This window comes from Rhodococcus sp. NPDC057014 (genome assembly GCF_042673295.1).
In the GTDB taxonomy this organism is placed as follows: domain Bacteria; phylum Actinomycetota; class Actinomycetes; order Mycobacteriales; family Mycobacteriaceae; genus Rhodococcus_F.
In genome coordinates this window covers 2,717-4,027 of the sequence record NZ_JBHUSF010000504.1, presented here as the reverse complement: position 1 = coordinate 4,027, position 1,311 = coordinate 2,717, and the positions used below count along the sequence as shown (strand labels likewise).

At 67.2% G+C, this 1,311-nt stretch carries 2 protein-coding genes; one reads left to right on the top strand and one right to left on the bottom strand.

Annotation, left to right across the window (positions count from 1 at the left end):
• The first annotated feature begins 97 nt into the window (after window positions 1-97).
• Window positions 98-226 carry a helix-turn-helix domain-containing protein gene (locus tag ACFTZB_RS43795; RefSeq protein ID WP_378441984.1) on the top strand — a complete coding sequence of 43 codons (129 nt, stop codon included), beginning with the start codon at window positions 98-100 and terminating at the stop codon, window positions 224-226.
• Window positions 227-780: 554 nt separating this feature from the next.
• Here ACFTZB_RS43795 and ACFTZB_RS43790 read toward each other — a convergent pair.
• A complete protein-coding gene (locus ACFTZB_RS43790) occupies window positions 781-1,185 on the bottom strand; it encodes a hypothetical protein (protein WP_378441982.1) in 405 nt (134 codons plus the stop codon).
• Window positions 1,186-1,311 lie beyond the last annotated feature (126 nt).

Here is a 1,311-nt window from a genome sequence, read left to right as displayed (position 1 = left end):
TCGACTAACGCCCATCGAGTATGAGACGCTCCATCAGGCCGCACACGCGGCCTGAACTGCACACCCCGAGTGTCAACCACGGTGGGGGCAGTCCCAACTGAGCGCCGGGTTCAGCGTCCTCCAGTCAGCTATCACAAGCGGTTTCGCGGACCCCGACACATTCACTCGTGCCTTCAAACGTCACTACGGATTCCCGCCGTCGGCGCTCAAGCGCATGCACCAATGAGACAACGACGGTGATCGCCCGCTTACGTGCCCGGCTGGATCCGACGGCGAGGTGCAGTTTCTCTCCACCGCGCGCGGAGCACCGCGGAGACGACTCCGTCGGCTTTGACACCTCCGGTGTCTGTATCGAGCGACGATCTCACTTCGAACTGAGACGCGCCTTCGGCAGCGATTCCGGACAGTGCAATCCATCCGGACTCTGGTGGTTCCTTCGCGACGGATGGGCCGCCGGATTGATGGAGGGTCAACCGCGCCAAGTACGAGGCTCGAAACGAGCGACCGAAGTTGGCGCGGGGATTGGGTACCCCGAGGATGAGGGATGCCGTCGGTGAATCGTCGCCTGGCTGAACAAGAACCGCGGAACTCGCTGAGCTCTGCAGTCCCGGTAGCCGCGTCCGGCGACGGTGGTCATCCCACAGCGCTGATCAGGACATTCTCGAGGGGTGGCGGCGCGTTTCGTCGCGGCGCATGGTTCCGGAGCAGCGTCGTGCCGACTTGCCTGCCCGAGGCGGCGTTGGGCCGGACCGAGATCCGACGGAGCCGAGGTCCGTGCAGTCACTCCGTTTCCCGCGGCGTCGGCTCCTCTTGCTGGTCGAGGACGCTGACGGTGACGCCGTAGGGGAGGAACCGTACCGAACGGTGAGGATCGGTGTTGTGCTTGTGCGCCCGGAGGGCATCGAGTTCGGTGGCATACACCTGCTCGACGCGGGCGACGCCCTCGCCGTCGACGGTGTAGATCGCCCACACGCCGTCGCCGGTCTCTCCGGTCGTCTCCGGTTTCGACGCGGTGCGTGGCGGCCGGGCGAAGTCCGCGAACACGCCCGTCCACGGGATCTGGGAATCCGCCTGTTCCAGGAACCTGACGATCCGGTCCTTGACGCCCTGCAATTCCTCGCCGGCCTCACGGATCACGCGGTCGAGATCGTCGGGGTCGAAACCGAACGGCCTGTTGTCGCCCATCACTGTCTCCTGACTTCGGCGGGATACCTCCAGTGTGGTCGCGGGTGGGGGGGGGGGGCCCGGGGGTGGGCCGGCGGGCGACCGGGACCCGCGGGTGGGGGGCGGCGGGGGGGGGCGCGGGCCGGC

Excerpts from the sequence above, each read along its gene's own strand:
- ACFTZB_RS43790 (WP_378441982.1), bottom strand. The coding sequence starts at position 1,185 with ATGGGCGACAACAGGCCGTTCGGTTTCGACCCCGACGATCTCGACCGC.